The sequence below is a fragment of the Microbacterium sp. Ag1 genome, assembly GCF_001005635.1.
Classification (GTDB): Bacteria; Actinomycetota; Actinomycetes; order Actinomycetales; family Microbacteriaceae; genus Microbacterium; species Microbacterium oxydans.
Window position 1 is genome coordinate 171,718 of the sequence record NZ_LBCR01000030.1, and the last position, 20,570, is coordinate 192,287.

The 20,570-nt window shown below is 67.4% G+C and carries 30 protein-coding genes and 1 pseudogene; 27 read left to right on the plus strand and 4 right to left on the minus strand.

What is annotated here, in order from left to right; all coding sequences use genetic code 11:
* Nucleotides 1-11 precede the first annotated feature (11 nt).
* From AAY78_RS11105 to AAY78_RS11175, 16 genes are read left to right on the plus strand one after another with little or no spacing between them, the layout of a single operon-like run.
* The gene (locus AAY78_RS11105) at nucleotides 12-1,520 is read left to right on the plus strand and encodes a phage portal protein family protein (protein WP_046748363.1); all 1,509 of its coding nucleotides are present in this window, start codon (nucleotides 12-14) and stop codon (nucleotides 1,518-1,520) included.
* Nucleotides 1,517-2,746 (plus strand): head maturation protease, ClpP-related, encoded by a 1,230-nt coding sequence (locus tag AAY78_RS19260; protein ID WP_052748746.1) that lies wholly within the window; start codon nucleotides 1,517-1,519, stop codon nucleotides 2,744-2,746. Before AAY78_RS11105 ends, AAY78_RS19260 begins: the two co-directional genes overlap by 4 nt.
* Before the next feature lies 1 nt (nucleotide 2,747).
* Nucleotides 2,748-3,116, plus strand: coding sequence for a DUF2190 family protein (locus AAY78_RS11115; protein WP_046748364.1), 369 nt, complete (start codon nucleotides 2,748-2,750; stop codon nucleotides 3,114-3,116).
* 10 nt (nucleotides 3,117-3,126) lie between these two features.
* Entirely contained in the window at nucleotides 3,127-4,044 is a 918-nt protein-coding gene (locus tag AAY78_RS11120) for a phage major capsid protein (protein WP_046748365.1), read from the plus strand.
* The gene (locus AAY78_RS11125) at nucleotides 4,044-4,412 is read left to right on the plus strand and encodes a hypothetical protein (protein WP_046748366.1); all 369 of its coding nucleotides are present in this window, start codon (nucleotides 4,044-4,046) and stop codon (nucleotides 4,410-4,412) included. Before AAY78_RS11120 ends, AAY78_RS11125 begins: the two co-directional genes overlap by 1 nt.
* Before the next feature lie 15 nt (nucleotides 4,413-4,427).
* Nucleotides 4,428-4,793 (plus strand): hypothetical protein, encoded by a 366-nt coding sequence (locus AAY78_RS11130; RefSeq protein ID WP_156172646.1) that lies wholly within the window; start codon nucleotides 4,428-4,430, stop codon nucleotides 4,791-4,793.
* A complete protein-coding gene (locus tag AAY78_RS11135; protein WP_046748367.1) occupies nucleotides 4,790-5,116 on the plus strand; it encodes a hypothetical protein in 327 nt (108 codons plus the stop codon). The genes AAY78_RS11130 and AAY78_RS11135 overlap by 4 nt, the downstream gene beginning before the upstream one ends.
* Nucleotides 5,117-5,122: 6 nt before the next feature.
* Nucleotides 5,123-5,446, plus strand: a complete 324-nt coding sequence (locus AAY78_RS11140) for an HK97 gp10 family phage protein (RefSeq protein WP_052748748.1) — start codon at nucleotides 5,123-5,125, stop codon at nucleotides 5,444-5,446.
* Nucleotides 5,439-5,876 carry a minor capsid protein gene (locus AAY78_RS11145; RefSeq protein ID WP_046748368.1) on the plus strand — a complete coding sequence of 146 codons (438 nt, stop codon included), beginning with the start codon at nucleotides 5,439-5,441 and terminating at the stop codon, nucleotides 5,874-5,876. Before AAY78_RS11140 ends, AAY78_RS11145 begins: the two co-directional genes overlap by 8 nt.
* Nucleotides 5,873-6,631 (plus strand): phage tail tube protein, encoded by a 759-nt coding sequence (locus AAY78_RS11150; RefSeq protein WP_046748369.1) that lies wholly within the window; start codon nucleotides 5,873-5,875, stop codon nucleotides 6,629-6,631. Before AAY78_RS11145 ends, AAY78_RS11150 begins: the two co-directional genes overlap by 4 nt.
* A 3-nt stretch (nucleotides 6,632-6,634) precedes the next feature.
* Nucleotides 6,635-7,039: a DUF7426 family protein gene (locus tag AAY78_RS11155; RefSeq protein WP_046748370.1), complete on the plus strand. Its 405-nt coding sequence runs from the start codon at nucleotides 6,635-6,637 to the stop codon at nucleotides 7,037-7,039.
* A 41-nt stretch (nucleotides 7,040-7,080) separates the two neighbouring features.
* Nucleotides 7,081-7,386 carry a hypothetical protein gene (locus AAY78_RS19740; protein WP_052748749.1) on the plus strand — a complete coding sequence of 102 codons (306 nt, stop codon included), beginning with the start codon at nucleotides 7,081-7,083 and terminating at the stop codon, nucleotides 7,384-7,386.
* A complete protein-coding gene (locus AAY78_RS11160) occupies nucleotides 7,364-10,069 on the plus strand; it encodes a phage tail tape measure protein (RefSeq protein WP_082108655.1) in 2,706 nt (901 codons plus the stop codon). Before AAY78_RS19740 ends, AAY78_RS11160 begins: the two co-directional genes overlap by 23 nt.
* Nucleotides 10,069-10,842 (plus strand): phage distal tail protein, encoded by a 774-nt coding sequence (locus AAY78_RS11165; RefSeq protein ID WP_046748371.1) that lies wholly within the window; start codon nucleotides 10,069-10,071, stop codon nucleotides 10,840-10,842. The genes AAY78_RS11160 and AAY78_RS11165 overlap by 1 nt, the downstream gene beginning before the upstream one ends.
* 12 nt (nucleotides 10,843-10,854) lie before the next feature.
* Nucleotides 10,855-11,916 carry a hypothetical protein gene (locus tag AAY78_RS11170; RefSeq protein ID WP_046748372.1) on the plus strand — a complete coding sequence of 354 codons (1,062 nt, stop codon included), beginning with the start codon at nucleotides 10,855-10,857 and terminating at the stop codon, nucleotides 11,914-11,916.
* Nucleotides 11,913-12,605 carry a hypothetical protein gene (locus AAY78_RS11175; RefSeq protein WP_046748373.1) on the plus strand — a complete coding sequence of 231 codons (693 nt, stop codon included), beginning with the start codon at nucleotides 11,913-11,915 and terminating at the stop codon, nucleotides 12,603-12,605. Before AAY78_RS11170 ends, AAY78_RS11175 begins: the two co-directional genes overlap by 4 nt.
* Here the strand turns inward: AAY78_RS11175 and AAY78_RS11180 are convergent.
* Entirely contained in the window at nucleotides 12,602-13,012 is a 411-nt protein-coding gene (locus tag AAY78_RS11180; protein ID WP_046748374.1) for a DUF732 domain-containing protein, read from the minus strand. The two genes, AAY78_RS11175 and AAY78_RS11180, sit on opposite strands and share 4 nt — an antisense overlap.
* A gap of 107 nt (nucleotides 13,013-13,119) precedes the next feature.
* Between AAY78_RS11180 and AAY78_RS11185 the strand changes: the two genes are divergently transcribed.
* Entirely contained in the window at nucleotides 13,120-13,566 is a 447-nt protein-coding gene (locus AAY78_RS11185; RefSeq protein ID WP_046748375.1) for a hypothetical protein, read from the plus strand.
* A gap of 3 nt (nucleotides 13,567-13,569) precedes the next feature.
* Entirely contained in the window at nucleotides 13,570-14,712 is a 1,143-nt protein-coding gene (locus AAY78_RS11190) for an SGNH/GDSL hydrolase family protein (RefSeq protein ID WP_046748376.1), read from the plus strand.
* A 223-nt stretch (nucleotides 14,713-14,935) separates the two neighbouring features.
* Here the strand turns inward: AAY78_RS11190 and AAY78_RS11195 are convergent, their stop codons facing one another.
* Nucleotides 14,936-16,078, minus strand: a complete 1,143-nt coding sequence (locus AAY78_RS11195) for an acyltransferase family protein (protein ID WP_046748377.1) — start codon at nucleotides 16,076-16,078, stop codon at nucleotides 14,936-14,938.
* 84 nt (nucleotides 16,079-16,162) lie between these two features.
* On the opposite strand from AAY78_RS11195, the gene AAY78_RS19270 reads away from it, so the two are divergent.
* The 6 genes and pseudogenes from AAY78_RS19270 (at nucleotide 16,163) to AAY78_RS19750 (ending at nucleotide 18,934) form a co-directional block, all read left to right on the plus strand.
* The gene (locus tag AAY78_RS19270; protein WP_082108656.1) at nucleotides 16,163-17,128 is read left to right on the plus strand and encodes a peptidoglycan DD-metalloendopeptidase family protein; all 966 of its coding nucleotides are present in this window, start codon (nucleotides 16,163-16,165) and stop codon (nucleotides 17,126-17,128) included.
* Nucleotides 17,128-17,256 (plus strand): hypothetical protein, encoded by a 129-nt coding sequence (locus AAY78_RS20195; protein ID WP_258132231.1) that lies wholly within the window; start codon nucleotides 17,128-17,130, stop codon nucleotides 17,254-17,256. The genes AAY78_RS19270 and AAY78_RS20195 overlap by 1 nt, the downstream gene beginning before the upstream one ends.
* Nucleotides 17,256-17,708, plus strand: coding sequence for a hypothetical protein (locus AAY78_RS11205; RefSeq protein WP_046748378.1), 453 nt, complete (start codon nucleotides 17,256-17,258; stop codon nucleotides 17,706-17,708). The genes AAY78_RS20195 and AAY78_RS11205 overlap by 1 nt, the downstream gene beginning before the upstream one ends.
* Nucleotides 17,709-18,092: a hypothetical protein gene (locus AAY78_RS19745; protein WP_046748379.1), complete on the plus strand. Its 384-nt coding sequence runs from the start codon at nucleotides 17,709-17,711 to the stop codon at nucleotides 18,090-18,092.
* Nucleotides 18,089-18,637, plus strand: a complete 549-nt coding sequence (locus tag AAY78_RS11215) for a holin (protein WP_046748380.1) — start codon at nucleotides 18,089-18,091, stop codon at nucleotides 18,635-18,637. The genes AAY78_RS19745 and AAY78_RS11215 overlap by 4 nt, the downstream gene beginning before the upstream one ends.
* A gap of 190 nt (nucleotides 18,638-18,827) precedes the next feature.
* Nucleotides 18,828-18,934 (plus strand): annotated as a pseudogene (locus tag AAY78_RS19750).
* Between the two features lie 17 nt (nucleotides 18,935-18,951).
* Here the strand turns inward: AAY78_RS19750 and AAY78_RS11220 are convergent.
* Nucleotides 18,952-19,179, minus strand: a complete 228-nt coding sequence (locus AAY78_RS11220) for a hypothetical protein (RefSeq protein WP_046748381.1) — start codon at nucleotides 19,177-19,179, stop codon at nucleotides 18,952-18,954.
* A gap of 22 nt (nucleotides 19,180-19,201) precedes the next feature.
* On the opposite strand from AAY78_RS11220, the gene AAY78_RS11225 reads away from it, so the two are divergent.
* Entirely contained in the window at nucleotides 19,202-19,408 is a 207-nt protein-coding gene (locus AAY78_RS11225; protein ID WP_156172647.1) for a hypothetical protein, read from the plus strand.
* Nucleotides 19,409-19,415: 7 nt separating this feature from the next.
* On the opposite strand, the gene AAY78_RS11230 is transcribed toward AAY78_RS11225, so the two are convergent.
* Nucleotides 19,416-19,733: a hypothetical protein gene (locus AAY78_RS11230; protein WP_231589705.1), complete on the minus strand. Its 318-nt coding sequence runs from the start codon at nucleotides 19,731-19,733 to the stop codon at nucleotides 19,416-19,418.
* Nucleotides 19,734-19,824: 91 nt separating this feature from the next.
* Between AAY78_RS11230 and AAY78_RS11235 the strand changes: the two genes are divergently transcribed.
* Nucleotides 19,825-20,142, plus strand: coding sequence for a hypothetical protein (locus AAY78_RS11235; protein WP_156172648.1), 318 nt, complete (start codon nucleotides 19,825-19,827; stop codon nucleotides 20,140-20,142).
* Nucleotides 20,139-20,375 carry a DUF3263 domain-containing protein gene (locus tag AAY78_RS20275; RefSeq protein ID WP_046748384.1) on the plus strand — a complete coding sequence of 79 codons (237 nt, stop codon included), beginning with the start codon at nucleotides 20,139-20,141 and terminating at the stop codon, nucleotides 20,373-20,375. The genes AAY78_RS11235 and AAY78_RS20275 overlap by 4 nt, the downstream gene beginning before the upstream one ends.
* The last annotated feature ends 195 nt before the right edge of the window (nucleotides 20,376-20,570 follow it).

The following is a 20,570-nucleotide window of genomic DNA, read 5'->3' on the forward strand; positions in this document are numbered from 1 at the left end:
GGAGGCCCCGCGTGGCTAAAGAAATCGGCTACCAGACGACCTCGCTCCCGACCTGGGCGGCGCTCGCGGGTCAGTCCCACGAGACGAACGCGCAGCTGGTGTGGCCGCTCTCGATCGAGGCGTACGACAAGATGCGCCGCGAGGAGCCGCAGGTCGTCTCTGTGCTTCGAGCGATGATGCTGCCGATCCTCTCGGCGCGGTACCAGCTCGAGCAGGGCGATGCTCGCGACGAGGTCGTGGAGCGGATCGCCGCGGACCTCGGCCTCACCATCAAGGGCAAGGATCCGATCCCGCCGCACCGTACCCGCGGCCGGCTGTCCTTCCGGGAGTACCTGCGCCTTTCGCTGCTCTCACTCGTCTACGGCCACTCGGTCTTCGAGCAGGTGTACGAGCCCGATGCCTTCGGACTGCTGCGGCTCAAGAAGCTGGCATGGCGGCCGCCGCGCACGATCTCGCAGTTCATCGTCGCACCCGACGGCGGGCTCGAGGCGATCACGCAGCACGGGCTCCTGTCGGGCCAGCGCGGCCCGGTGAGGATCCCGATCAACCACCTGGTCGTGCACGTCAACGAGCGCGAGGGTGCCAACTGGATCGGGCAGTCCCTGCTCCGGTCGGCGTACAAGATGTGCGTCCTGAAGGACCGCGTGCTGCGCGTGCAGACGATGTCGATCGAGCGCAACGGCCTCGGCGTGCCCGTGTACACGAGCGCCCCGGTCCCCGACAACGCCAGCCCCGAGAAGCATGCCGAGTGGGTCGAGTCCGAGAAAGACGCCGGCCTGCAGATCGCGCAGGACTTCCGCGCGGGCGACGACTCCGGAGCGTCGATCCCGCACGGCGCGAAGCTCGAGCTGCTCGCCCTCACCGGCAAGCTCCCGGACACGAACCGGCCGCTGCAGTACTTCGACGAGCAGATCGCCCGTGCCGTGCTCGCTCACGTCCTCAACCTGGGCGGTGACGACTCGACCGGATCGTACGCTCTCGGCGACACGCTCGAGTCGATCTTCACCAACTCGCTGAACGCCGTCGCTGCTGAGTTCGTCGACGTCACCCAGCAGCACGTGATCGAGGACTACGTCGATCTGAACTGGGGGCCGGACGAGCCAGCTCCGCGACTCGTCGTCTCCAAGATCGGTGCCGAGAATCCGGTCACCGCAGACGCGATCCGTGCTCTCGTCGACGCGAAGGTCATCACCCCGGACGAAGCGCTCGAGGGGCACATCCGCGAGCTGCTCCGCTTGCCCGCTCGGCTCGCCGAGATCATCCCCGACCCTGACGGCCCGGCCGTCACGCCCAGTGGTACCGACGAGCTCGTCACCACGATCGCCACAGCGACCGATGCCGAGCAGGCGCGCTTCGCCGCGGAGACGCTGCAGAAGTCGTACCTCGGCGTCGACAAGGTGCTCACCCGCCGAGAGATCCGAGAGCTCGTGCGCCGCTCCGGCGCCGACATCGACCCGGACGCCGCGCCCGACCAGGAGCCAGACCCGGCTCCCATCGTTCCCGAGGAGGAAGCCGCATGAACCCCTTCAAGCCGAACCGGCCGCCGGCAGCGGCACTCACCGCACGCGCCGAGATCCCGACTCCCGTCGTGGCGAACGGTGTCGCGACGCTCCGGCTGTACGACGTCATCGACGCATGGGGTGGCGACTGGGGCGTGTCGGCCGGCGAGTTCAACGCCGCCATCGACGCGCTGCCCGACGGCATCACGGAGATCCGCCTGCTGATCAACTCGCCCGGCGGGGAGGTGTGGGACGGGCTCGCGATCCTGAACGCGCTGCGATCGCATCCCGCGCGCACCGTCGCCGTCGTCGAGGGCATCGCCGCATCCGCCGCGTCGTTCGTCGCTGCCGGCTGCGACGAGATGGTGATGTCGCGCAACTCCGAGGTCTACATCCACAACGCGATCGGATATGCCTCCGGCGACGCCGAGGTGATGCGCGCTGCCGCTGAAGACCTCGAACGGCTCGACCGGAACATCGCGTCGATCTACGCGGAGAAGTCCGGCAAGAGCATCGAGTACTGGCTCGCTGAGATGCCCAAGGACCGGTTTATGACCGCCGAGGAGGCGCTCGAATCCGGGCTCGCCGATCGCATAGACGGCGCCGACGCTGCACCCGTTGCCCGCGCGCGCTTCGACATGTCCATGTTCGCGCGGCCTCGAGGCGATCGCTCGCCGCAGGCCGCGCTCCCTGAACTCCCGAGCTCAACCGAGCCGGGTGACCCCAACCGAAAGGACGATCTCGTGGCTTACGAAGATCTGACGGCTGGCCTCCGCGAGCGGCTCGGTGTGACCGAGACCACCCTCACGGATGCCGAGCTCCTGGCCGCGCTCGACGAGTCTCTCGCCGAGCGCGCAGAACCCGACGAGGCGGCCGCCCCGGCGGCCGAGGCGACTCCGGCCGCCGCCCCCGTCGCCGATGGCTCGGTCGTCGTCGAGGCCGGTGCCTTCGCCGAGCTGCAGCGACAGGCTGCGCTCGGTGCGACCGCCCACGCGACGCAGCAGACCCAGCGCCGCGAGGGCATCGTGCAGAACGCGATCAACGAGGGCCGCATCGCCCCCGCATCGCGCGAGCACTTCCTCGCTCTGCTCGGGAAGGACGAGGCCGGCACGATGGCGGCTCTCGCGTCGTTCCCGAAGGGCACCATCCCCGTGGCCGAGATCGGTCACAGCGAGTCGGAGGCCGTCACCGACAACCAGCGTCTCGCCGCGAAGGCCGGCTGGGGCACGACCAAGAAGGAGGCCTGAGATGGCTGACTACCTGCCCAAGTTCAACCCCGGCGCGCAGGTGCCGCTGACCGTCGGCGCCACGCCGGTCGTTGGCGGACGCCTCGTCGAGGTGTCGACCGCGAACGCGATCGTCCCCTCGGGCGCCGACTCCGCCAAGGTCCTCGGCGTCGCCGCGGAGGACGCCGCCGTCGGCTCTCGCGTGACGGTGTTCGCTCGCTCCGGCGGCGTGCACCGGCTCACGGCATCCGGCGCGATCGCCGTCGGCGCACGCGTGATCTCGGCCGCGGCCGGGAAGATCGCGACCATCGGCGCCGGCACCAACGCCATCGGCATCGCCCTCGAGGCCGCTGCCGCCGACAACGACGTCATCGACGTCCTGTTCATCTGAGGGAGATGACGTGTCCTACACCTACCCGGTGAAGCACCCCGAGGGGACTCTCACCACCGCGGAGCTGCACCTGCTCCTGTCCAACCCGACCGTCATCGCGCACCGCGTCGCCGAGCTCGCCGATCAGAAGTTCATCGCGGACTTCCTGCTCTCGGGCCGCTTCTCGGCGCAGGGCGGCGGCGTGTTCTACGAGACCGGCGAGCAGATCTTCGCCGGCGAGGACCCGGAAGCGATCTCGCCGCTCGGCGAGTACCCGACCGTGGTTCTCGAGTCGGGCGAGGTCGTCTCGGCACGCACCGTGAAGTGGGGCCTCGACTCCGTGGTCAGCGACGAGAAGATCGCCCGCCAGGGCATCGCCTACGTCAACCGCGGCATCACCCGCCTCGTCAACACGGTCGTCCGCCACGTCGACCGCGTCGCGATGGCCGTCATCGCCTCCCGCGTGACGAGCACCTTCGCGTCGCTCGAGACGTGGACGACCGCCGGCAATGCGGTCGAGGCGCTCATGACGATCCAGGCTGAGCGAGCCGCGCTCGGCTTCGGCATCGACCTCGACACCGTCGTCCTGCGCCCCGCGCAGTACGCGAAGGTCATCGGCATGCTGATCGACGACAAGGCGCTCCCGCGCGAGTCCGGTGCCACGGCGATCCAGGGCAACCTGCCCGTCGACGCGCTCGGCCTCACCTGGGCGACCACGCCCCACTTCCAGGGTGCGAACCCGCTCCTGGTCGACCGCGAGCAGCTCGGCGGCATGGCCGACGAGGACCTCGGCGGCCCGGGCTACGTCCGCACCGAGGCGTTCGGCGTCGAGGCGAAGACGATCCGCGAGGAGAAGCCCGAGGGCTACACCCTGCGCGCTCGTCGCGTCACCGTCCCCGTCGTCACCGAGCCCCTTGCCGGTGTCGCCCTGACGAACACGGGCCTGTGATGAGCGCGCTCATCGTGACGGCCGCAGTCGCCGTCCTGCCCACCCGCGACGGCCGCGAGCAGTACCTCTATGAGGGCGCGGTCTTCGACCCCGAAGCGATCACCGAGGCAGGCATCGAGCACGCTCGTGCGCAGGGCCTGATCGGTGACGCTCCGGAGGTCGTCGAGGAGGAGCCCGTCGAGGCTGCGCTCACGCAGGCCGACGTCGACGCCGCGGTGAAGGCCGCGACCGACGCGAAGGATGTGGAGCTCGCCGCAGTCCGCAAGGACCTTGAGGCCGCGCGGGCTGAGGTCGGCAAGGCCGACGCGCGCAAGGTCGAGACCCCGAACGTTTCGGCTGCGAAGACGACTGCTGCGAAGCAGTCCTGATCGAGGGGAGCGATGATGCCGATCACACACGGGGACATCAGTTCGGACGAGGATCTCGGCCGGCGTGTGCTGGTGCGGGCTCGCATCATCGCTCCCTGCCTCGACACTCTCGACGCGGAGGACGACACCGGCAAGGATGCGATCGCGATCCTCAAGGGCGTGATCGCCGCTCTGCCGGCTCCCGGGTACGAGCGCGCGAAGTCGTTCAGCCGCAACGGCACCGCGATGACGTGGCGGGAGATCGACGCCGCCTTCAGCGAGGACGCACGCGTGTCCCTGCAGTCGCTCTGCGGCGCGAATAACGCCTCCGGGCTACCGCGGGGTCGCTTCCCGAAAGCGCGGCCTCTGGCGCGCGTCTGGCCTGAGGGGGAGTACACATGAGCTTCCCCGGCGACTTCTTCTTCCCGGATGTCGTCGACGTCCAGGACCGCACAGCCGGCGCCGGCATGGGCGCCGGTCTCGGAGCGAAGCGGCGACTTCGTTCCGAGACGATCGATGTGCAGCAGCTCGTCCGCGATGACGACGGCCAGGAGGTCGTCTCATCCTCCCGGGTGACGGTGCCTCTCGAGTCGAATGTGCCGGTCGGCTCTTTGGTCACGGTGTGGCCGGGCGGATCCGCCGAGCGCACAGCACGAGTGCTGCGCGTCGGCCGTGATGAGAACCCGCCGCCGCTGCCTTCCCATCAGATCCTCTGGCTCGAGTAGGCCGCCATGGTACGTGAACTCAAGCCCGTCCTGTCGATGGTCGAAGCGACTGCGCAGGACGCGATGAAGGAAGCCGCCCGCAAGATCCTCAAGCGCTCGAATCAGCTCGCGCCGAAGGACGATGGTGACCTTCGCCGGTCGGGCCGCGTCGTCGTCGACGACCTCAGCGTCGCCGTCCGTTACACCGCCCCGCACGCCGTGTTCCAGCACGAGCACCTCGACTGGGACCACGACGACGGCGGGGGAGCGAAGTTCCTCGAGATCGCAGCTGACGAGACCGACATCGCCGAGATCGTCGCGGCCGCGGTAGAGGAGGCCCTCGATGGCTGACGCACCCGCAAACCTGACGCTCGACGTCGAGCTCACGACTCGGCTGGCCGAGATCCTCGGACGGGTGCCGACGTTCGCGTGGCGGCCGCAAGGTCCCGCCTACCAGTCGTCCGAGGTCGCGATCTTCTACGGCCGCATCCTCGACACCCCGGACCGCGCGATCGCTGTCCGCGTCTACAGCCCCGTCGACGAACCTCACCTGTCGAGGCGGCGCGTGCAGTTCCACGTACGCGGCCGCCGCGACGACATCGCCGACGCCGACCGTCTGGCCGACGTCCTCTTCCTCGTGCTGGACAACCGCCTCCGCGGAGATGGCATCGCCAGCATCACCCGCACCTCGTCCTCGCAGCTCGGTGCAGACAAGACCGGTCGCGAAGAGCGCACCGAGAACTACCTCATCACCCTCGACAACCTGGAGGCATCATCATGAACACCCGCGTCCCCCTCCCCGCAGGCACCGTCCTCGGGAAGTCCTTCGAACACGGCATCGACGTCAACCTCGGTACGTACGTCGCACCGATCTGGCAGCCGATCCGTCGGATCAGCGCCTGGGCACCCACGCACCCGCCGGTGAACACCGACGTGCAGACGTACGACGATCTCGGCAACCCCAACGAGGAAGTGACAGGCCGCGGCTTCGCGACCTCGTTCACCGTTCAGGGCAACCGCAGCCTGACGACCGGTCTCTACCTGCCGGAGCTTGAGGCGATCGTCGCCGCGTCGAAGGCCAAGGGCGAGGGCGCCGTCCTCGACGTGCGCTGGTACCACAAGCCCGAACTCGGCACGCCGAACCCGACGGACGCCGGTCGCGCGTACGTCACGGTGGAGATCACCCGATCGAACACCGACAACTCGGGCATCGAGGTCAAGTCGGTCACGCTCACCGGCAAGGGCGAGTTCACCCCGATCCCGAACCCGTTCCCGGGCTGGGGCGCGACCGCCCCGACGATCACCACGATCAGCCCCGAGGGCGCCGAGACCGGCGACCTCATCACCATCGCCGGCTCGGGCCTTCTCGGCACGATCTCGGTGACGATCGACGGCGACGCCACGACCGAGTTCGAGACGCTCAACGGTGCCTCGATCATCGCGGTCGTCCCCGCTGGCGGTCCCGGCGACGTGCCCGTGATCGTCACCACGGCGGGCGGCGCATCGGCACCGTTCACGTTCTCTCGCGGAGCGTAACCGGTGAGCGCCGCCGACTTCTCGACGTGGGCGGTGCTTCCCCTTGTCCTCACGTTGGGCGAGCGTACCTACACGGTTGCGCCGCCCAACGTGGGGGACATGGGCAAGCTCATCGCCTGCGCAGTTCTTGGCGAAGTGAAGCTCGGCCTCGCCGAAGGTCCCGTCCCCGAAGACGTCCAGTCCGTGCTCGACACGATTGAGCCGGATGAGCACCCCGCGCTCGGCGCGGCTGTCTACGCGGAGATGGTCGCCGACGACCTGCATCCGACCACCATCGATCGGATGGCCTACTACTCGGTGTTCTACTGGGCCAAGGGCAAGGACTACGCCGACGGGCTCGCTCTGCTTCTCTGGGGCCGCGAGCAGGCTGAGCGAGCGGAGGCTAAGCAGCCAGCCCCAAAAGGCTAGAGACGGCGGAGGACTGGGCACCCTACGCGGCGCCCGGCGCGGTGCTCGGCGAGGACGGCTGGTACTCCGACTACCGTCGGCCGCCAGCCAACCTCGCTCCCGAGCCCGCAGCTCCGCCGTCGACGACCAAGCCCTCTGACATCGACGGATCGTGGCTCGCCCTCGTCTCGCACTGGCGCATCGTTGTCGCCGAACTCATGGAGCGCGGCGTCGACCTGTACGACCCGGCAGTCCGCGCCCGTCCGTGGCCCGGTGTTCGCACCCTGATCTTCTCGCTGCTCGACACCAGCCCTCGGCTGCGGGCCGCGCTGCGGAAGGAGACCGATGCGCAAGCTGACGGTGGCTGACCTCGAACTCCTGTTCACCGCGAACACGGACAAGGTCGAGAAGGCCGAGAAGCAGGTCCTCGCGATCGGCAAGAAGATCGAGGCCAACCCGATCAAGGTCGAGGCCGACGCCAAGGGTGCACTCGGCAGCATGGACCGGGTAGAGAAGGCCGCGAAGAAGCTCGTCTCTGAGCGTGCCGTCCTCAAGCTCGACGCCGATGTGTCTCGGGCGGAGAAGAACCTCGCCCGCGCGGTCGACAAGCTTGAAGACCTGCATATCCGTGCCAAGGGTGGACTCGATGTCACGGCTGATGTGAAGCGGGCCGAGGCATCGATCCAGCGGATCGAGCGCATGCTCGACGGTTTGAAGCGGGCACGCAACGCGGTCGATATCGAGGTGGATGAGGAGCCCGCCGAGACGGGTCTGAAGAGGTTCCTGTCGCTGTTCAAGCGGCGCACCGAGGAGGCCGGCGACGAGGGTGGGCGCTCCCTCGGCCAGGGGCTCGACGCGGCCACGCGCGGAGCCGGGCAGAAGGTGGGCGACGTCGTCGGCGGCGACATTGAGAAGACTCTCGTCGACGCGCTGTCCGCGATCCCGATCGCAGGTGGCATCATCCTCGCCGGTGTCGCGATCGGCAAGGCAGTCACTGGCGCGATCCAGGACGGGCTCGCGGTCGAGAAGAACACCGACCGACTTCAGGGGCTCACGGGCATCAGTGAGGCAGACGCGCTTCGTCTCGGTCGTGCATCCGGGGAGGCGTACGCGAACAACTTCGGCGAGTCGATCGAATCCAACATGGACGCGACCCGGCTCGCCCTGCAGTTCCGTATCCTCGACCCGTCGGCCACCACCCGCGATGCGCAGCTGGTCGTGCAGGGGCTCGCCGGGATATCGGACGCCCTCGAGGAGGACGTTCGCCCGATCGCCCAGGCGGTCACGCAACTGCTCAGCACCGGCCTCGCGCGCAACGCACAGGAGGCCTACGACCTCATCGCGGCCGGCGCACGGAACGGGCTGAACCGCAACGAGGACCTGATCGACACGCTCACCGAATATCCGTCGCTGTTCCAGCGGCTCGGGCTCTCAGGTGAAGAAGCGCTCGGTCTCGTGAGCCAAGCGATGAAGGGCGGCGCGCGCAACAGCGACCTCGCCGCCGACGCTCTCAAGGAGTTCCAGATCCGCGCGACCGACGCGTCGAAGTTGTCCTCCGAGTCTTTCGAGGCTCTCGGGTTCAACGCGGAGGAAATGACGGCGAAGATCGCCCGTGGCGGGCAAGAGGCCCGTGATGGTCTCGCCGAGGTACTCGCGAAGCTTCGCGAGACCGAGGATCCGGTGCTGCGCAACGCGGCCGCCGTGGGGCTGTTCGGCACGCAGGCGGAGGATCTCGGGCAGTCGCTCTTCGCGATGGACCTGTCAACCGCCGTCGAGCAGCTCGACGGTGTCGCGGGCTCCGCGCAGCGCATGTTCGACACGCTCGCGGGTAATGACGCGTCCAGGATCGAGCAGGCGCAGCGCAACATCGAGGTGGCTGCCGACGGTATCAAGGGCGCGCTCGCGTCCGTCTTCGCTGAACCGCTCGGCGATTTCGCCACCTGGGTGTCGCAGAACCGCGGCCCCATCCTGCAGTTCTTCCAAGACCTCGTCAATGGTGCGATCGACTTCGGGATCTCCGCAACGGAATCCTTCGGGTCGTTCGTCGCCGGGCCTCTCGCCGAGATGGTCGACGGACTCGCCGGCCTGATCGACTTCTTCAACGGTGCGGAAGGCCGGCCGAAGGAACTGGATGACCTTGCCGAGGGCATGCGCGGTTTCGAGTCGACGACGGATGACGCGGTTACCGTGCTCGAGGAGATGCGGGGACAGTTCAACGAGTTCACCGACCCTCTCGTGCAGCTCGGCTTCGTCAACGACGCAGCCGTGCGAACCGCGGAGGCCGTCTCGCAGATCGGGACCGCGGCCGACGGCACTGCCGCGTCGACGTCTCTCATGGAGTCGCAGACACGGACAGCCGTCGAGAGCCTGCTCGCCGAGCTTGACGCGGCAGCGGCAGCGGGCGAGTCGCAGCAGAACCTCACCGATCGGTACAACGCAACGACTGAGGCGCTCGTCGCGCAGCTCATCCAGATGGGCTACACCAGCGAGGAAGCCCGCGCTCTTATCGAGACCTACGGCGCCGTGCCCGAGGTGGTGGACACCACGCTGCAGGCGCACACGGAGGCCGCGCAGACCGAGGTGAACGCTTTCCTCGAGACGAACCAGCAGCGGAACCTCCGCATCAAGGTGATCGCGGATGGCTCATCGTTCGTCATTCCCACGGTGACGGGCGGGCGCACGGTGTCCGCGCAGGCGAACGGGTCGGTACTGGAGTTCATGGCGCAGGGCGGTCTCACGCCGATGCAGCCTTTGGCGCAGATGGTCTCGCCGAACACCTGGCGAGTGGTCGGCGACAGGTCCGACGTGTCGGAGCTCTACGCACCGCTCGATGGTTCGGCGCGCTCGTGGGCGCTGCTCATGGAAGGGTTCCGGCGGATGCCGGGGAGCCCGCCAGTGATGATGGCCGACGGCGGCATCACCGGACAGACCAGCGTCCCCCGAGATGTGAAGGTCGATGCGCACTTCGTGCTCCCTCCCGGCGTCAACGTGCCGGAACTGATGAGGGCGGTGAAGTCCGATCTGGGCGACGTCCTGAAAGGGGTGCGGTGATGGTGAAGCCGACGACCGTCCACCTCCAAGGGGTCACGTTTCATGGCACCGTGCGGCCCGGGTTCGAGGGGTTCGCTCTCGTCGACTTCGAAGGATGGGGCGAACCCCCATCGATGGAGTCCGAGTCGATCAGCACTCCCGGCCGCCCCGGCATCACCGACGCGAAGGGGGAGCACGGGGCGCGGCTGGTCACGATGGGCGGATGGTTCCGCGTCGTCCGCATGGAGGACATGTTCGAGCACCGGCGGGCCTTCGCCGGGCTGCTCAGCGGAGGCCAGGCCAGCACGCTCGTCGTCGACGAGCTCGGTGAAACGGAGACTGCGACGGTGCGGAAGTTCGGGGAGGCCCGGTTCCGGCGGCGTGGGTCCACCGGGTTCGCTGACTGGTCGCTGAAGGTACGGGCTGCCGATCCGAGCAAGCTCGGGCTGGTGACCGAAATCTTCCACGGTGCCGACCTGATCTCCCACCACGGCAACTACTACGCGACCCCGACGATCCACGTCACCGCGACTACGACGATGACCGGCGGCTACACGATCTACGGTCCGGGCGGTAGGTCGTACGTCGTGACGCAAACCTTGCCGGCGGGATCTACGCACGTCATCGACATGAGTACCGGATGGATCACTCTCAACGGGGTGCAGCAGATCGGGGCCGTCTCCCGTGCGGACGTGTGGACGATCCCGCCCGGAGCCCCTCAGGTCTATCACGTCCTCGTGCCGACATCAGGGGCCGGCGTGCTGAGTACGACGGTCACCGACAATTCGGTGTGAGGAGGTGATTCCGTGGTTTGGTCACATGAGATCCGTGACGCGCTCACGGGTCGGCTGCAGCTTCCCGTGTTCCCCGTGGACTGGTCTTGGCGGACGGGGAAGGTCCCTGGCAGCGGGTCGCACACCTTCTGGACCCGGACATCGGGGATCAGCGACGAGGTATGGGGCGACTTGGTGCAACCGTGGTCGCGGTGCATCGTCGTCAGTTGGGATGGCCAGCCCGTCTACGCCGGCCTGATCACGGATCCGGAACTCGACGAGACCACCGGTGAGCTCACCGTCCCCCACATCGAGTTCGCCAACCTCCTGAAGGGCAGACTCGTCTACGGGCAGGCCGCGTTCGCAAGGGACGGGGTGTTCAACGTGTCGGGGAAGTCCGCACGTTCGGCGATCTCCGCTGTCGTGCAGTGGGCTACACAGGGCGCACCTGGGTACAACTATCCCGTGGTCGGATTCCTCGGCCACGAGCCCGGCCCGATCGCGAAGAGCTGGCCGTACTACGAGCTTGCATCCGCGGACAAGATGCTCGCCGAACTGACGAACAGCGACGGGGCACCCGACGTGTACTTCCGGCCACGGCTGTCTTCGCTCGGGCTGCTGGAATGGGCGCTCGAGATCGGCACGCCGACGCTTCCTGGCCCGACGGTCGAGTGGGTTGTCGGCGCACCGAAGTCGCCGGCGATCGGCACGAAGACGAAACTCATCGGTTCCGGTGTGAAGACGGGCATTATCGCTGTCGGAGCCGGCCACGAACATGACACGATCCTTGGTTTCGCGGGGGGACTGAACACGTTTCCCGTCCGCCTCGACGCCGTCCGGATGCATAAGACAGTCGCCGACGCGGCCGAGCTGGACGCGCTAGCGATGGGGTCGCTGCGGCCCATTCAGAAGCCGATCGTTCAGGTGAGTGTGACGTCGGCGCTCGCGGAGATCGCGCTCCCGAATGTGCGCGTCGGTACAGGGATCAACCTGCTCCGATCGAACGGAGTCTTTGCGGGCGGCGGGGTCCATCACCTCGAAGTGATCGCATTGTCGGGCGGACCCGGTATGAAGGTCGGATTGGAGACCCAGTGAGAACGATCGATGACTCTGCTTCCTTCGATCAGGCTGTCGAGGAGATCTTCCGACAGCTTCATGACCTCGCGCTCGCTAACCCGCTCCAAGCTGCGTCCGTCACCAAGGGGCGTGTCCGCTTCATCGGCGGCACGCTCCGCGTCGATTCCGGCGGCCGTGTCGAGATCGTCGGCACCCTGGAGATCGACGGGAGTACGACGGTCACCGGTGCATTCCATCTGGCGGCGACGAGCGATTGGTCGATCGACGGCGACGGGAACATTGCCGGTGACGTCACCATCACGGGGAACTTCAACGTCTCCGGCGGCGGGAAGATCACCGCGGGGAACGTGACGATCGAGCCGAACAAGATCACTGTTGCCGGCGGATCATCTCCGGCGACGCTGCAGGACGGCAAGCTGTCGTTCGGCACTGGCGGTGCCGTGGAGGCGGATACGTCGGTCGGCGGCGCGCGGATGGTCGCGGGCGATGCTGTGGTGAACGTTGGTTCCACTGCGTCGGTTCGGAAGGGGAACGCCTCGGTCGTGGCCGGACCACTCGGAGTAGACATCAACGCTGCTGCGTTGCGCTTGCTGATCAACGCGCCCGTAACGCTATCGGCGGGACTCATTCCGACTGTCTCCGGCACGGGACTCCCACCGAACGTGCTGATGATCACGTCAGGCGGAGCGCTGCGTCGAACCGCCTAGTAGCCCTGCGGGCAGTAGATGTCTTTCGCAGCCGCGGCGATGGTTGCGCTGGACTCGCGGATATCGAGACCATTCGGAATCTCGCCGTCGACGACATCGACCGCGGAGAAGTCGACGCCGGCATTCATCTGCTCGCATGCTTCACCGGCGGCAGCGATGAGCTGCTCATCGGTCGCATTCGGAATGACCGTGTCGTCGGGAAGCTCCGCGCGGACGCGATCGACAAAGAGTTGGTCCGGCGTCGCGGGCGCCTCGGACTCGGCTGCCGGTGTTTCGGCGACGAGTGGCTCGGTGGTCTCGACCGCGGCGGGCGCTACGCGCTCGTCTGTCGCGTTCCCCGCGCACCCGGTGAGGGCGAGCAGGATCAGGGCTGCCACGGTGAGCGTGGTGGCTGTTATCTTGGGCATGTCGACTCCTTACAGTCGGCTTTGCCCTTCACCAGTGTGCGCTGGTGGAGGGCTTTCTTGTGCCCGGAGTCTATCGCGGTCGTTCGATCGCGCGGAAGGGGGCCGGAATGGCTCTGGTCACATTCAAGCTCAACGACTTCGGCATAGCGTCGATGGCGAACCTCGCACCCCGCGCCTACCTCATCCCTGACGGGCCCGCGGTCATCGTGACGAGTGATGTCGACTACCTCCTGTCGTCGAGGCGGGTGCGGATGACCCTCGGCTCGGACGGGGTGACGTTCTCTGCGTCGGTGTTTCCGACGTCGTGGACTCAACCTGTCACGCACATGCGGCTCCTCATCGAGTGGCTAAACACCGACGGCGTCCCCGTAGGGCGCGACTTCCCTGAGTGGCGGTTCTTCATCCCCGTCTCGGACGTCAACCTGTCTGACCTGATCGACGTTCCCGAAAGCGCGTTCTTGGCGTGGCTCGGACCAACACCGCAACCAGACCCGATTCCCGGCTCCTGGTGGCTGGACAGCACGAACGGTGATCTCGCCGAGTGGGAGGAATGACAGATGGTCTGGGTAGTGAAGACGAACCTGCGCGGCATCGAGGGACGCCCGGGACCGCAGGGCCCTCCGGGACCAAACGCGCAGCTCGTGTCAGATGATCCCCGCATCCCGGCGAACAGCATCTCGGCGTCGTCGTTCGCGAAGTGGCGTGCCGCCCGTGCGGCGGCGCTTGCGGGGGCGGCACCGGCGAAGCTGCTGATCGTGGGGGACTCGACGTCCCAGGGTGCGGTGACGGTGCCCGGTTCCTGGCCGACCGCGCTGGTCGGAGCGTTGACCCGGCAGGGTCTCAAGGCGCGGTCGGGGATCGTGGCGGCGGCGACGAACATTCCGGACCCGCGGTGGACTCCCGCGTCGTGGATAAAGGCAGGGGACATCGGCCCCGGTGGTGGCCTGTGGTTCGCGAACGGTGCTGGGACGGCTGGCATCTTGAAGGCGACGCCGGGTGTGTCGTTCACGAACGTGGCCGTGCACTACCTCTGTCGTGCTGGGTCGGGGAGCAGCGTTGTGCGAAACGGCGCGACGACGCTGTTCACGATGAACGGTGCCCCCGGTGTCGACGGGCCGGACAACACATATGTGTCGAAGTCGGCGGCTGTCGCAGGGACCGCGGCCACGGTGATCGACATCAACACCCCGGCCGGCGGCGGACTTTACGTGCTGGGTTTCGAGACGTGGGACACAGGAAACCCGGCGCACGTCGCGGTGCACAACTGGGCACAGTCCGGCACGACCACGGAACAGTGGATCTCCCTGCCTGTGTCGCTCGACGCGATCACGTACCTCGCGCCGGCGCTCACGATCATCATGCTCGGTCTCAATGACTCGTTCGCGTCCGTGTCGTCGGCTACTTACCTTGCCCGGATGATCACCGTGATCAACCGGGCGAAGCAGACCGGCGATGTGATGGTGGTCACGAACCCGCGAACCGACCCGGCATTCCAGGCGGGCGTGGACACGCTGCAGGCCGCGTATGAGGTCGCGATCGTCGACTACTGCCGCGCGAACAGCATCCCGCTGTTCGACCTGTACCAGCGCATGGGTCCATTCACCCCGGCATCTTCCGGCCCGTGGTGGCGGGACCAGGTGCACCAGTCCGACACCACGAACCAGGACATCGCGCAGGTGATCGCGGGACTCCTCGCGTGAGGAGGACGCGGTGTGCTCGGTCTGGCTACCAGGCGAACCTTGCGTTGCCCAGGGATACGCACTCGTCGGAGCAGTAGAGCCCCGGCGCATTGCTCGCCTTGATCGGTGCGATGTCAGAGACGTCCTGCCCGCAGGACTCACAGTGCGCGGTCTTCGCGACGGGGAGACGGAGCAATCCAGCGATCAGGGACATGGCCACGACTCTAGCGGAAGTGGTGAAGATCTACGCCGTGGCGGGTGCGCGAATCTTGTCGCGTGCCCGCCACGGATCGATGTCTTTGGCCTTCATGGCCCACTTCTCTAAGCCGTGCCATGATGCCCAGGCGAGTACGCCCGCCCCGAGGAGAGAGAGCAACACGTAGGGCAGCAGCTTTTCCTGCAACCCGACATAGGCGAGCGCCTGCTGAACGGGCCAGCCATAGAGGTAGACGCCATACGAGTAGTCGTTCTTCGAGCCAACACGGTGAAGAATCTTGGGGAGCGCGGCGCCTAGCCAGATCGTCGCGTACACGAAAGCCGGGATGCCGACGACGTGGAACCCTACGCCGATCCAGAGCGACGCGAGCGTGATGACGAGAGCCGCGACGCCGAAGCTGTGACGCAGCGGGATCTTGTGGCTGTAGATCGCGGCCGTCGCACCGAGCATGAACACCCATCCGAGGGTGATCATGCTGTCATCCAGGACCGTGACGTAGGTGGTGAAGAAGTTCGGGCGGATGCGGACACCGAGCTGCATGAGCCCGAAGACGCCGGCGATGATCGGTACGACGATCTGAGCGCGTCGGAGAAAGCCCCATGCGGCGATGACACCGATCAGGATGTAGCAGATCAGCTCGTAGGCGAGGGTCCAGAGAGAACCGTTCACGGCTCCTGCTAGCCAGGGTGAGCTGGGCGCGACGCCGAGCGGCTTGGGGGCGAAGAGGTCGTGAATATCCCACTGCTGGATCCACAGGGTCGCGTTGCGCGCTACGTAGTTGAAGGGCCCGTTCGGTTCGGCCCAGAATGCGCCCATATCGCGACCGGCAGTTGCCCACACGATCGGTGACATGACGAATGCTCCGACGAGCAGAGCTACCCAGAAGGCGGGGTAGAGCCGCAGCACGCGGTGCCACGCGAAGCGGCCGAACGATAGGCGTGCTGCCGACTTCGTGACGACGTACCCGCTGATCCCGAGGAACCCGTAAACGGCGATGAGGCCGACGTGAGTCTGACCGTTCCACCATCCCCAGGTGGGGTCGCCGTCGCGTCCGCTGAGGGGGTACGCGTGGGAAACGATCACGGCTGCGGCGAAAACGAGGCGGAGCGCTCCGAAGGAGTTCTGCTTCCCGTTCAAGCCGTCACGGATCGAACGGACGTCTGATTGCACATCGAGACTCTATCGGCTCACAGATGCCCCAAACACCTGACTCCCAACCCCCGAGAAGCCCGGCCGCATGGTCGGGGCTTCGTCATGAAAGGACCCATCATGGGATACCAGCGTCCGTCCGCAACCTCCGCGATCTCCGACTCGTGGCAGGGCCACAAGAACCGCCGGCCCCCGTCGCAAGAGCCGGGCACGGACTACCCGTGCGCATACGGCTCGAGCATCGTCGCCCCCTTCGACGGCACCGTCGTCGAGGTGAAGACCTCGAACGGTGGCGCGACCGGCCGGTTCGTCACGATCGACTTCGTCGACGGACGCCGCGCCCGCGCACTGCACCTTTCCCGAGTGCTGGTCAGCGTCGGGCAGAAGGTCACGCGCGGTCAGGAGATCGCGAAGTCCGGCGCCTCGGCGAACGGCCGAGACTGGGGCGTCGGCGCTCACGTGCATCAGACGCTCTTCCCCTCGCACCGGTACGTGTTCGGGCCGAACGGGACGCTCGACTTCGAGCGCTACGTTGGCACCGGAGGATCCGCGGCGTTCGTCCAGGTCGTCGCCGACCGGCAGAACTACCTCAACGCCGCTCGCAACGAACGCCTCGTCGTCGACGGGCTGTTCGGCGCGGCCACCCGCGACGCGATCAAGCGCTACCAGACCTACCTCAAGGGCCGCGGCTGGTACGCCGGCGCGATCGATGGCGACTGGGGTGCGGGCACGCAGGCCGGTCACGACCACGCCTACGCCGAGTGGGTGCGCGCGACCCAGGCACCCCCGGCGCCGCAGTTCCACACGGCGACCGTCGCGGACATCGCGTCCCTGGCGAACACCCGCGGGCTGCAGAAGATCGCACGCCTCTACGGCTACAAGGGGGACTTCGACAACCAGTTCGGGGCGCGCTCGCGGGCGGGCCTGCAGGCGTTCCTGAACCACAACTACGGCGGGTCGCTCGCCGCCTGGCTCCGCGCGAAGTGGGGCTACGTCGGCAACGACCAGTGGGGGCCGGTCATGGCCGCCGCCGCAACCCGCGCAGACACCGCGAACTGGGCGGCGCTCTGATGCGCCGCGGCAACATCCAGCACGGGCGGAAGCGGCGGATGCCGTGGAGCGTGCGCGCGCCGATCATCATCCTTGCCCTTCTGATCCCGGTCCTGGTCTGGGAGCTGACGCTGTTCGGGGGTGCCTGATGGGTCGACTGTGGCGTGCGTCGATCTGGCACCCGGATGCCATCCCGCCTGACGAGTGGAAGTACCGCTCGCTGAAGCGCATCTGGCTCCCGGTGTATGACCTGATCGCGATCGGCGCGGGAATCTGGGCTGCCCTGTTCGGATCTCCCGTGCTCCACGAGCTCTTCGACGAGCCGCTCATCGACACCATGGGGATCCTCCTCGCGGTCGTGTCGACGGTCTGCCTGCTGGGCGTCGCCTTCCCGCGGCTCTGGCAGTGGGAGATCTGCGGGAAGGCGCTACTCGTCGGGCTCCTCGCGGCCTACGCGGGGGCGGTGGTGCTGTTCCGCGCGAACCCCACCGCGTCCGCGGGATTCGTCGCCTTCATCATCGTTCTCGCGCTGCCGCTCCCGATCTTCCGCCTGGCGCTGCTGGGCGAGGAGATCAAGGAACGGCGAGAGGAGGGCGCCTGAATGGATGCGCAGACGATCATCGCCATCATCGGCGCCGCGGCCCTCGTGTTCGGCGGCATTCTGACCTTCCTTGCCACCCGCGGAAAGACGAAGACCGACGCGAAGACCGCTCTCGACGCACGCATCGACGCACGTGTGAGCGAGCAGCTCGAAGGCGCATGGACCGAGATCACCGCGCTGAAGGCAGACGTGGCGACGCTCACCGAGAAAGACCGCCTCAAGTCCTCCGCGTTCGCGCGCATCCTGCGCGCCATCGCTCGCCAGTGGCCCACCGACCACGGCCCCGACCTCGACCCGTCCGACATCGCACTGATCGAAGACACCATCCCGCCGACGTGGCTGCGCCGGCCCCGCACCACCATCGAAGGAGAACCCATCCCATGAGCAAGCTCACAAGTCCCGCCTGGTGGAAGGCCGCGGTGATCCGCGCCCTCTACACTGCGATCGCCATCGCGATCCCGTACATCGCGGCCGTTCAGCTGATTGACGTGCCGTGGGCGCTCGCGCTGTCCGCGGCCACGGTCGGCGCGCTGCTGTCGATCGCCACGTCGCTGTTCGGGCTGCCCGAGTCGGAGGGCGTCAATTTGCCCTGGTGGCTGGCAGCACTCGAGCGCGTGACCAAGACGTTCGCGCAGTCGCTCGCTGGTGGACTCACCGGTGCGACGTTCCTGCACGACGTCGACTGGGCCATCCTGCTCCAGGCCGCCGCCGGCGCCGCGTTCATCTCCCTGCTGCGCCTCATCCTGGCAACACTTCCCGCCGATCCCACCGCGGCCCCGGTGATGCAGAACGCCTCCGCCGTGCGCGAGATCGTCCAGAATAACCACTTCGCACCCGGCGAGGGTCCGACCTCCGCGGCGGGTATCGCCGGGAGCCTCGTCGTCGACGAGCTCGGACGGATCGGCAGAGTTCCTCGCGGGGACGCCTGACCGCACCCGGTAGCCTATGGGCGTGCGGTGAACCGTCGTAGAGGCGGGGAGTGGGTGGAGACGCGAACGTCGGCCACGCGGGTTCGAGCCCCGTCACCGCTACTGGTAAGAGATCTGAAGCCCCTCCTGCACTTCGGTGCGGGAGGGGCTTTCTCGCGTTCATGGGCCGGTGTTAAGCTCGACGCGCACGCCGCGGGTTCCCGGAGTCTGGCTGAACGGGGCCGCCACGACGATCGGACGTCGATGCCGGTGCCGAGTTCGCGACTCGGCGCGTGGGTTCAAATCCCACCCCGCGAGTGCACCCCCTCGCTCCGTCAGTCGGTGCGCACGTAGAGCATCTGCCAGTCCTCCGGGACCTGCGCTTCGAGTGCCGCCATGTCTTCGGCTTCGATCTCGCGTTGGCCGTCTCGACGTTCGAACTTCCCCTCGACGGAGCGCACTGATTCGCCGGTCTTCATCGTGGGTGCACGGATGTCCGCGATGTCTTCGCCTTCGAGGGTGATGGAGTGTTTCTCGACGGGGCGGATGAGTCCGATGAGCATCAGACCAGCCTACGATGAGGCCATGACTACAGATGACGCGTTCTTCGAGACCCTCGCTGCTATCAACGCCGACCAAGAGCGTGCATCTGCGCGGCTCGATGCCGTTGGTGCCACCGGTGGCGGGGTGACCTTCGTCAGTCGGGACGACACGGAGACGCTCGAAGCCATCGCCCTTTTCCAGGATGCTCAGAAGCGCCTCTCGGCACTACTCGCCTCCGAGGCCAACTGACCCCCAGTCACGCATCGTCGGCGAGCTGCACGGCGTTGCCCCACACCCAGCACCGGAACGTCTGCTCGCCGGCGCGGAACTCGATCCCGGCCGCGAGCGGAGTGGAGCGCACGAGCTTCGCATCCACCCGCACCGACTCGGGGCCGAACCTCACCCACGCCCGGACCCGCTTCGGCCGCGGGTAGATCGTCATCGGCTGCTCGCGGACGTCCATCTCGCGATCGGTGAGTGACTGCAGCGGTCCGTGCTTCGCGGCGTCGAGGATCGATCGAGCTTGCGACTGCATGTCGCGGTAGGCGGAGAGCGTCGCCCCAGGGTTCCCCATTGCCGGTAGTGTCCTTCCTCCGGCCGAGAGACTTTGATTCTACGTCGACCCCGCGGACACGATGTCGGAGGCTTGGTGCAGAGTGAGCAGCATGACCCATCACGTCTCTCGCGCTGCCCGCGCCGAAATGACTCGTGCCCATGCCGGGATCGTCACCGCGTTCGTTGCTGGTGACGAAGCGGCCCGCTCTCAGCAAGTCGCGTCGATCGTCCGCGATCACGCCCGCACGGCAGCCGGGGATCCGGCAGCGTTCGCGGTCCTGATGGGCAAGCAGGTGGAGGCCGGTGCCGTCGTGACCTACACCGTGCTGCGGTCGCTCGCGAAGCGACTCGGGTTGACCGATGCGGAGACGCAGGAGATCATCGCGCAGGCGGTCGCGCAGGTCGACGAGACCGCCTTCCCCGAGTGAGGCCCGTCGACCTTCTCGCGTTCGAAGCGCGCTTCCCCCGGCACACGCCGGAGAAGGATGAGACGATTCGGCGCGAGCTCGGCATGACGCCGGTCCGGTTCTATCAACTACTGATCCGCGCGGCCGCGGACGCCGACGGGATCCGCGCTCACCCGATCACGGCTCGTCAGGTGCGCGATCGTGCCGCGAGTCGAGCGGCAGCGTGTGAGCGCCGAACACGGATCGCGGCGTGACCACGGCAGATGCCCACATTTTGCCCACCATTCCGCCCACCGCACCCGTCGAACGCCCGTCGCTTACCACCGCTTCCTTCGCGTGATTTCGGGGCCGCGCCGCGGACGTGCGGGGGTGGGCATAGTTCGATTCCCCCCAGCTCCACAAGGTCGCTGTCACAGGAATGAGGCCCGCCTCCCCTTGGAAACAAGGGG

Bases quoted from the DNA above. Each gene is read 5' to 3' on its own strand.
- AAY78_RS19260 (WP_052748746.1), top strand. From the start codon at position 1,517: ATGAACCCCTTCAAGCCGAACCGGCCGCCGGCAGCGGCACTCACCGCA.
- AAY78_RS11115 (WP_046748364.1), top strand. From the start codon at position 2,748: ATGGCTGACTACCTGCCCAAGTTCAACCCCGGCGCGCAGGTGCCGCTG.
- AAY78_RS11125 (WP_046748366.1), top strand. From the start codon at position 4,044: ATGAGCGCGCTCATCGTGACGGCCGCAGTCGCCGTCCTGCCCACCCGC.
- AAY78_RS11130 (WP_156172646.1), top strand. From the start codon at position 4,428: ATGCCGATCACACACGGGGACATCAGTTCGGACGAGGATCTCGGCCGG.
- AAY78_RS11135 (WP_046748367.1), top strand. From the start codon at position 4,790: ATGAGCTTCCCCGGCGACTTCTTCTTCCCGGATGTCGTCGACGTCCAG.
- AAY78_RS11140 (WP_052748748.1), top strand. From the start codon at position 5,123: ATGGTACGTGAACTCAAGCCCGTCCTGTCGATGGTCGAAGCGACTGCG.
- AAY78_RS11145 (WP_046748368.1), top strand. From the start codon at position 5,439: ATGGCTGACGCACCCGCAAACCTGACGCTCGACGTCGAGCTCACGACT.
- AAY78_RS11150 (WP_046748369.1), top strand. From the start codon at position 5,873: ATGAACACCCGCGTCCCCCTCCCCGCAGGCACCGTCCTCGGGAAGTCC.
- AAY78_RS11160 (WP_082108655.1), top strand. From the start codon at position 7,364: ATGCGCAAGCTGACGGTGGCTGACCTCGAACTCCTGTTCACCGCGAAC.
- AAY78_RS11165 (WP_046748371.1), top strand. From the start codon at position 10,069: ATGGTGAAGCCGACGACCGTCCACCTCCAAGGGGTCACGTTTCATGGC.
- AAY78_RS11180 (WP_046748374.1), bottom strand. From the start codon at position 13,012: ATGCCCAAGATAACAGCCACCACGCTCACCGTGGCAGCCCTGATCCTG.
- AAY78_RS11185 (WP_046748375.1), top strand. From the start codon at position 13,120: ATGGCTCTGGTCACATTCAAGCTCAACGACTTCGGCATAGCGTCGATG.
- AAY78_RS11190 (WP_046748376.1), top strand. From the start codon at position 13,570: ATGGTCTGGGTAGTGAAGACGAACCTGCGCGGCATCGAGGGACGCCCG.
- AAY78_RS19270 (WP_082108656.1), top strand. From the start codon at position 16,163: ATGAAAGGACCCATCATGGGATACCAGCGTCCGTCCGCAACCTCCGCG.
- AAY78_RS20195 (WP_258132231.1), top strand. From the start codon at position 17,128: ATGCGCCGCGGCAACATCCAGCACGGGCGGAAGCGGCGGATGCCGTGG.
- AAY78_RS11205 (WP_046748378.1), top strand. From the start codon at position 17,256: ATGGGTCGACTGTGGCGTGCGTCGATCTGGCACCCGGATGCCATCCCG.
- AAY78_RS19745 (WP_046748379.1), top strand. From the start codon at position 17,709: ATGGATGCGCAGACGATCATCGCCATCATCGGCGCCGCGGCCCTCGTG.
- AAY78_RS11215 (WP_046748380.1), top strand. From the start codon at position 18,089: ATGAGCAAGCTCACAAGTCCCGCCTGGTGGAAGGCCGCGGTGATCCGC.
- AAY78_RS11220 (WP_046748381.1), bottom strand. From the start codon at position 19,179: ATGCTCATCGGACTCATCCGCCCCGTCGAGAAACACTCCATCACCCTC.
- AAY78_RS11225 (WP_156172647.1), top strand. From the start codon at position 19,202: ATGACTACAGATGACGCGTTCTTCGAGACCCTCGCTGCTATCAACGCC.
- AAY78_RS11230 (WP_231589705.1), bottom strand. From the start codon at position 19,733: ATGGGGAACCCTGGGGCGACGCTCTCCGCCTACCGCGACATGCAGTCG.
- AAY78_RS11235 (WP_156172648.1), top strand. From the start codon at position 19,825: ATGACCCATCACGTCTCTCGCGCTGCCCGCGCCGAAATGACTCGTGCC.